Annotated in this window: 5 protein-coding genes; 4 read left to right on the forward strand and 1 reads right to left on the reverse strand. The window is 72.1% G+C overall.

Annotation, left to right across the window (positions count from 1 at the left end; all coding sequences use genetic code 11):
* The first annotated feature begins 104 nt into the window (after positions 1-104).
* Complete coding sequence (locus tag ACI3KY_RS08215; protein WP_404929685.1) at positions 105-1,106, forward strand: o-succinylbenzoate synthase; 1,002 nt, start codon at positions 105-107, stop codon at positions 1,104-1,106.
* A gap of 117 nt (positions 1,107-1,223) precedes the next feature.
* Here the strand turns inward: ACI3KY_RS08215 and ACI3KY_RS08220 are convergent, their stop codons facing one another.
* Positions 1,224-1,874 (reverse strand): TetR/AcrR family transcriptional regulator, encoded by a 651-nt coding sequence (locus tag ACI3KY_RS08220; RefSeq protein ID WP_404929686.1) that lies wholly within the window; start codon positions 1,872-1,874, stop codon positions 1,224-1,226.
* 134 nt (positions 1,875-2,008) lie between these two features.
* Here ACI3KY_RS08220 and ACI3KY_RS08225 point away from each other — a divergent pair, with 134 nt between their 5' ends.
* The 3 genes from ACI3KY_RS08225 (at position 2,009) to ACI3KY_RS08235 (ending at position 7,672) form a co-directional block, all read left to right on the forward strand.
* Complete coding sequence (locus tag ACI3KY_RS08225; protein ID WP_404929687.1) at positions 2,009-4,969, forward strand: MMPL family transporter; 2,961 nt, start codon at positions 2,009-2,011, stop codon at positions 4,967-4,969.
* On the forward strand, positions 4,966-6,996 hold the full coding sequence (locus ACI3KY_RS08230) for a YhgE/Pip family protein (protein ID WP_404929688.1): 2,031 nt from the start codon (positions 4,966-4,968) through the stop codon (positions 6,994-6,996). Before ACI3KY_RS08225 ends, ACI3KY_RS08230 begins: the two co-directional genes overlap by 4 nt.
* Positions 6,997-7,168: 172 nt before the next feature.
* Positions 7,169-7,672 (forward strand): nitroreductase/quinone reductase family protein, encoded by a 504-nt coding sequence (locus ACI3KY_RS08235; protein ID WP_404929689.1) that lies wholly within the window; start codon positions 7,169-7,171, stop codon positions 7,670-7,672.
* Positions 7,673-7,783 lie beyond the last annotated feature (111 nt).

Here is a 7,783-nt window from a genome sequence, read left to right on the forward strand (position 1 = left end):
TCCCCATCCTCGCCTCTCCCCGTTCGTCCGTCGTATATGTACGCCCGGCGCGCCGATTCGCGTACATATACGACGGACGAACGGGGAGAGGCGAGGATGGGGACGTGAGCAACGACGCGAACCGGCCCGCCCTGAACGAGCTCCTCGACACCGCACGGGTCGTGGCGCTTCCGCTCGCGACGAGGTTCCGGGGCATCGACGTGCGCGAAGCGCTCCTGTTCGAAGGCCCCGAGGGCTGGGCGGAGTTCTCGCCGTTCCCCGAGTACGACGACGCGGAGGCCGCGACCTGGCTCGCTGCAGCCATCGAGGACTCACGGATGCCGCGGCCCGCCGCCCGCCGGGAGCTCATCGGCGTCAACGCCACCGTCCCGGCCGTGGCCGCGGCATCCGTCCCCGCAGTACTGGCGCGCTTCGACGGCTGCCGGACGGCGAAGGTCAAGGTCGCGGAGGCCGGTCAGCTGCTCGCCGACGATGTCGCCCGCGTCCGCGCGGTGCGCGAGGCGATGGGCCCGGAAGGGCGCGTGCGCATCGACGCCAACGGCGCCTGGAACGTCGACGAGGCCGAGCGCGCGCTGCACGCCCTCGCGGAGTTCGACCTCGAATACGCCGAGCAGCCCTGCGCGACCGTCGACGAGCTCGCCGAGCTGCGGCGCCGCGTGAAGTACATGGGCATCCCGATCGCCGCCGATGAGAGCGTGCGCAAGGCCGCCGACCCGCTGGCCGTGGCGCGTGCCGGGGCGGCGGATCTGCTGGTCGTCAAGGCGCAGCCGCTCGGCGGCGTCCGACGGGCGCTCGAGATCGTGGCGGAGGCCGGGCTCCCGGCCGTCGTCTCGAGCGCCCTCGACACCTCCGTCGGGCTGTCGATGGGCGTCGCGCTCGCGGCCGCGCTCCCCGAACTGGACTACGACTGCGGGCTGGGGACGGCGTCGCTGTTCACCGCCGACGTGGTCGATCCGTCGCTGGTACCGCATGACGGCTTCCTCGCCGTGGGCCGGGTCACGCCCGACGCGGCGCTGCTCGACGCGCACGCCGCGTCGGCCGAGCGCCGCGAGTGGTGGCTCGACCGCCTGGCGCGGTGCCACGCGGTGCTGCACTCGGGTCACTGACCCTTCGCCCACCGACTGACGCTTTCTGCCGCTCGCGGCCGAGCGTCGGCGGTCCAGGCGCCATGCCGTCAGCGGCGATCCGGGCACGTCACCCGCGCGCCCGACCGGCTGAGCGCCTCACACGGGTTCGATGATGATCTGCGCGACGCGGGCGAGCTCCTCGTTGATGCGCAGATGCATCTCCTCGTCGCCGAGCCCCGCCATCACCGCCCGCACGGACACCGCCTCCCACACGGTGAGCATGAGCCGAGCAGCCTCGTCTGCCGGAACCCGGAATCGCAGTGCGCGTGCTGCGCCGATGTCGGAGATGATCTGCGCGACGTTGCGCAGCATCTCCTCGTCCTGCGCGAGGTAGGCGAGGGCGAGCGCCGGTGTGCGAAGGGCGCGGATCCGAATCTCGCTCATCAGGAGTACGCCGAGGCGGTCGTCGGCCGACACGTCGAGGATCTGCTGCACGATCTCCAACGCGTTGGTCGGCATGAGCTCGAGAGCGCCCTCGCCTTCCAGCGCCGCCACGCGCTCCCGCACCACCGCGACACGACCGCGCGCCACCGAGCCGGCGAGCTCCAGGAACAGCTCGTCCTTGGTCTCGAAGTTCGAATAGAACGCGCCGCGGGTGAAGCCCGCGCGTTCGCAGATCGCCTCGACGGATGCCGCGTCCAGGCCGACTTCCGCGAAGACCAGGGCAGCGGCATCCAGCAGCTTCTGCCGGGTCGCTTCGCGGCGGCGTGACATGCCTGCCACTTCCATCACGGGGGTGTCACTCATCGGTCCTCCTTGCCGCCAGTCTCACACGGACTACTCAGGTTGGGGCGGGCAACCCGCCTTACGATACACTCATGTATCCGATACAGCGCTGTATCGACGCAACCCCCACCTCATACCCGTAATTCGGAGGCGCTGTGTCGACCCTTCTCTATGCGCTCGGCCGCTGGACGTACCGCCACCCGTGGCGGGTGCTCGTCTCATGGGTGCTGCTGCTCGCCCTGGCCGGCGGCGGTGCGGCCCTGTTCATGAAGGGCACCGACAACTCGTTCTCGATCCCCGGGACCGAGGCGCAGGAGGGCATCGCGCTCCTGGACCGCAGTTTTCCGCAGGCGAGCGGCACGAGCGCGCAGCTCGTGATCGTCGCGGCCGACGGCGACCAGGTCGATGAGGAGCCCTACGCGAGCGCGATCGACGACACCGTCTCGCACCTCGAAGACCTCGACGGCGTGATCGCCGTCACCGACCCCTTCAACGAGATGGTCACCGGCATGGTCGCCGACGACGAGTCCGCTGCGATCGTGCGCCTGCAGTTCGACGGCCAGTCCACCGATGTGTCGGACGAGACCAAGGCGGGCCTCGAGGATGTCGCCGACGATCTGCGCGAGACGCTGCCCGAGGGTTCGCAGGTCGCCATGGGCGGCGATCTGTTCTCGACGTCGGTGCCGGCCCTCTCGCTCATCGAGGCGGTGGGCGTGCTCATCGCTCTGTTCGTGCTGATCGTGACGTTCCGCTCGTTCGCGGTCGCCTGGTTCCCGCTGGTGTCGGCGCTCATCGGCGTCGGCCTCGCGATCGCCCTCATCTACGTCTCGACGGCGTTCGCGTCGATCTCGTCGACCACCCCGATGCTGGCGATCATGCTCGGTCTCGCGGTCGGGATCGACTACGCCCTGTTCATCGTCGCGCGACATCAGGACCAGGTGCGCGCCGGCGTCGAACCCGAGGAGTCCGCGGCCCGCGCGACCGGCACGGCCGGCTCGGCGGTCGTGTTCGCCGGTGTCACCGTGCTCATCGCGCTCATCGGCCTCGGCTTCGCCGGCATCCCGTTCCTCACGACGATGGGCATCGCCGCGGCGGTGGCCGTCGCGATCGCCGTGATCGTCGCCATCACCCTGACGCCTGCGCTCCTGGGCTTCGCGAAGGGCCGCGTCGCCGGCTGGGGCCACGGCAGGAAGCGCCGGGGAGTCGCGCTGTCGCGCCGCAGTGCGACGGCGCCGTCTGCGGAGCCCGAGGACACGCTTCGTCTCGCTGGCGCTCGCTCAGCGACCGGGAACCTGGAAGCGGGCGCTCGCTCAGCGACCGGACCCGAGGATGCGACTCAGGGACCGGAGGATGCCGCCCCGGTGGCGCCCGTCAAGAAGACGAACCGGTGGGTGCAGCTGGTCACCAACCACCCGGTCGTCACCACGATCGCGGTGGTGCTGACGCTCGGAGTCATGGCGATCCCCGCCGCGAGCCTCGGCCTGGCACTGCCGAACGCGGGCCAGCAGCCCGAGTCCAGCCAGGCGCGCCAGGCGTACGACCTCACCGCCGAGCACTTCGGTCCGGGGGCCAACGGCCCGCTCATCATGACCGGCACCATCGTCACGTCGACCGACCCGCTCGGCCTCATGGCCGACCTCGCCGACGAGGTCGAGAAGGTGCCGGGCGTCAAGGAGGTCGCGCTCGCGACGCCGAACGAGACCGCTGACACCGGCCTCATCCAGATCGTTCCCGAGACCGCTCCGGACGACCCCGCGACCGCCGAGCTCGTGCGGGCGCTGCGCGAGCTGGCTCCGGAGCTGAAGGACGAGTACGGCGTCGACCTCAAGGTGACCGGCTTCACCGCCGTCGGCATCGACATCTCGGACCGCCTGGGTGCTGCCCTGCTTCCCTTCGGCGTCTTCGTCGTCGGCCTGTCGCTGGTGCTGCTCATGATCGTGTTCCGCTCGATCTGGGTGCCGATCAAGGCCGCCGTCGGCTACCTGCTGTCGGTGCTCGCCGCCTTCGGCGTCGTCGCCGCGGTGTTCGAGTGGGGCTGGGGTGCGGAGCTCCTGCACGTCGATCGCACCGGGCCGGTCATCAGCTTCATGCCGATCATCCTGATGGGCGTGCTGTTCGGCCTGGCGATGGACTACCAGGTCTTCCTGGTCAGCCGCATGCGCGAGGACTACGTGCACGCCCGTCGAGCGGCCGCGGGCCACTCGACCCGCAGTCGCCGTGACATCGCCCTGGGCGCGGTGCGGTCGGGCTTCACCGCCTCGGCCCGTGTCGTCACCGCGGCGGCGATCATCATGTTCGCCGTGTTCGCGGCGTTCGTGCCCGAGGGCGACGCGTCGATCAAGCCGATCGCACTGGGCCTGGCCGTCGGCATCGCGGTCGACGCATTCCTCGTGCGCATGACGCTGGTGCCCGCCGTCATGGCGCTGCTGGGCGACAAGGCGTGGTGGATCCCCCGCTGGCTCGACCGGATCCTCCCCCACTTCGACATCGAGGGCGAGGCCGTCGAGCGCGAGCTCGCGCTCGAGTCCTGGCCCGAGCCGAACACGACCGCCGTGGTCGTCGGCGAGGGCGTGGGCGTGCGTGCTGATGCCGGCGGCTCCGCCGGCGAGGTCGTGCTGTTCGAGGACGCCGCCTTCCGCCTCGAGCCCGGCGGCACCCTCATCGCGTCCGGCGACCCGCGCGCCGCCCGTGCGTTCGCGCTGACCCTGGCCGGGCGGCTCGCACCGACCGACGGGAAGCTGCGCGTCGCCGGCCATCTCCTTCCTGAGCGCGGTGCGTGGGTGCGTGCCCACGTGGGACTCGCCCTGCTCGGCGACAGCGAGGATCGACTGCCCGCCCTGCGCCGCGCTCTCGCCGGCAAGGCGACGCTCGTCGTCGTCGAAGGTGTGGACTCCCTCGATGCCGCCGAGCGCGACCAGGCGGGTGCGCTGCTGCGCGACGCCGCGCGCGCACTGCGCGGCGGTGGCGGCGACGGCGTGCTCACGGTCGTCGTGACCTCGCGCAGCGAGAGCGCCGCGCTGGCGCTCCTCGCCGACGCGCACCGCCCCGACGTGGCCTCGTTGTCGCTGCGCTCCGGTGCTCCCCTGACCACTCCCACCGCAGAGGTGAACGCATGACCCCGAACTGGATCACCACGGCCGTCGAGCGCGCGCGCTCCCGCCGACCCGTCACCTGGCTGACGCTCGTCGGCGTGCTGCTGCTGCCCGTCGTCATCGGCGGCATCCTCGTCGCCGCGCTGTACAACCCGGTCGAGCGCCTCGACAGCCTCACCGCCGCGATCGTGAACGAGGACGAGCCGGTCACGATCGACGGGCAGATGGTCCCGCTCGGTCGCCAGCTCACCGCCGGTCTCGTCGAGGGGTCGGACGAGCTCGACAGCAACCTCACCTGGACGATCTCCAACGAGGAGGATGCCGAGGCCGGCCTCGCCGACGGCACCTACGCCGCGGTCATCACGATTCCCGAGAACTTCTCGGCCGCCGCCACCTCCACGGCTCCCGGCTCGACGCCCGAGAAGGCGACCATCGAGGTCACCACGCCGCCCGACAGCCTCATCGTCGACGACGCGATCACCGCCCAGGTGGCGACCGCGGCGGCCTCGAGCATGGGCACGCAGCTGTCGAGCGTGTACCTCGAGAACGTGTTCCTCGGCTTCACGACGCTGGGCGACCAGCTCGGCACGGCCGCCGACGGTGCGACCCAGCTCGCCGACGGCGCGGCCCAGGCCGCCGACGGTGCAGCCCAGCTGCCGGACGGCATCTCGCAGCTGGCCGACGGCAACACCCAGCTGGCGGACGGCGCGTCACAGCTCGCGGGCGGACTCAACCAGATCGCCAGTGGCATCGGCGGCGCCGCGAGCGGAGCGAACAGCATCGCATCGGGCCTCGACACAGCGGCGGCGGGCGTGCAGAACCAGGATCTGAAGGATGCTGCGGGCCAATCTGCGAGCAATGCCGACCAGGCCACGAAGCAGGCCGGTGCGCTCGCCCTGACCCTCGGTAATCCCGCACCGGAGACACCGGGCCTTGCTCAGCAGCTCGGCGCGCTGGCCGCCCAGTGTGCACCCGCCGTCTCGGGTGAGGCGTTCTGCGCTCAGCTGGGGGCCGCCGCGGCGACCGCTGCGAGCGCCGCGCAGACCGCCGGCGCTGTGGCGACGAGCGCCGGCACGGCCGCCGCGTACGCGAACGGCACCCTGACGGGGCTCACCACTCTGATGGACGAGACGAGCGCCGGCCTCACCCAGGCGGCGAACGGGACCCGCGATCTCGCGAGCGGTCTTGTGCAGCTCCAGGGCGCGACGAGCCAGTCCGCGGACGGGGCATCCGGCCTCGCGGACGGCGCGACGCAGCTCGCGTCGGGCGCGACGCAGGCGGCGGACGGCGCGACGAGCCTCGCCGACGGCGTCTCGCAGCTGGCGACCGGCACCTCCGACCTCGCGAGCGGCCTGACGACGGCATCCGAATCCCTCCCGTCGTACACCGACCAGGAGGCGACCGACCTCGCCTCCGTGGTCGCCGACCCGGTCGAGGCGGATGGCGTGGGCACCTCGCTCTTCGGTGCGTCGGCGGTTCCGCTGCTCGCGACCCTCGCGCTGTGGTTCGGCGGGCTCGGCACGTTCATCGCGCTGCAGGCGGTGTCGCGCCGCGCGCTCACGTCGCGGCAGCCGTCGGCGCTGCTGACGCTGCGATCGTTCGCTCCGGCGGCCGGGCTCGGTGCGCTCCAGGGCGCGCTCGTCGCCGGCGTCGTGCAGCTCGCCGCCTCGTACGGCTGGGGCGAATGGTGGGCGCTCTTCGGCGTGTCGGTCGTCGCGGGCATCGCGTTCGCCGCCGTGAACCAGGCGCTCGTCGCGGTGTTCGGCGGAGCCGGGCGCTGGATCTCGGCGCTCATCGGCGTGCTCACCGTGGCGACCGGCGTCGTCTCGACGGTGCCGGGGGTGCTCTCGAGCGTCGCGGGCCTGATGCCGACGTCTCCGGCCTACAACGGCATGCTCGCCGCGCTCACCTCGACCGCGGGCCTCGGCGCTGCGCTCGCCGGGCTGGTGATCTGGACGGTGCTGGCGCTCGTCGCGACGATGATCGTCGTCGCACGCCGCCGCAGCACGTCGGCGCGCGCGCTGCTGAACGCGACGCCCGCCACCGCGTAGGTCATCCGCAGGAGATTCCGCGCTCCACCCGACCGATCCCTCCAGGACGGTCTGCGGAGGCGGAATTCTCCTCCGGAGGCCGCGGCGGGGCGCCGACCGGCCAGGTCCGCGAGTGGAGAAGATCGGCCGATCGGCCGATGCGCCCTCACGGAGACGCCGCCATGATCGGGGTGTGAGCACCGAATCGCCTCAGACTCCGGCATTCTCGCCCGCCGGTTCCGCCCGCCTTCCCCCGCGCTGGTTCATCCGCAGCGCATGGGTCGTCCATCGCGCAATCTACAACGTCACGGGCGGACGCCTGGGCCTGCGGCCGCCCAGCGCGAAGGTCTGGGGCATGATGCGTCTGCACACCATCGGCCGCCGCTCGGGCGCTCCGCGGGCGGCCATCGTCGCGTATGTCGAGGACGGCCCGAACCTCGTCACGATGGCGATGAACGGGTGGGGCGACCCGCCGCCGGCATGGTGGCTCAACCTGCGGACCCGGCCCGCGGCATCCGTGGATCTTCCGGGCGAGCGGCGGAACGTGGTCGCCCGCGACGCGCGAGGCGCGGAACGCGAGCGCCTGTGGGAGGTGTTCCGCTCACTGGAGGGCGGCGACGACCTGGATGCGCACGCCTCCCGCCGCAGCCGCGAGACACCTCTCGTCGTCCTGGAACCCGCCCCGGCCGCGCGCTGAGCCGCAGCACCCGCGAGGTGCGGGGCCGGCCTGAGCGCGGCAGGGGAATGAACCGGCGGGTCGAGTTCGTCGGGGGAAGTGCAAACCCGACCCGCCGGAGCCGGCGCCGGA

The organism is Microbacterium sp. ZW T2_14 (assembly GCF_044987405.1).
GTDB lineage: Bacteria > Actinomycetota > Actinomycetes > Actinomycetales > Microbacteriaceae > Microbacterium.

Bases quoted from the DNA above. Each gene is read 5' to 3' on its own strand.
- ACI3KY_RS08220 (WP_404929686.1), bottom strand. From the start codon at position 1,874: ATGAGTGACACCCCCGTGATGGAAGTGGCAGGCATGTCACGCCGCCGC.
- ACI3KY_RS08230 (WP_404929688.1), top strand. From the start codon at position 4,966: ATGACCCCGAACTGGATCACCACGGCCGTCGAGCGCGCGCGCTCCCGC.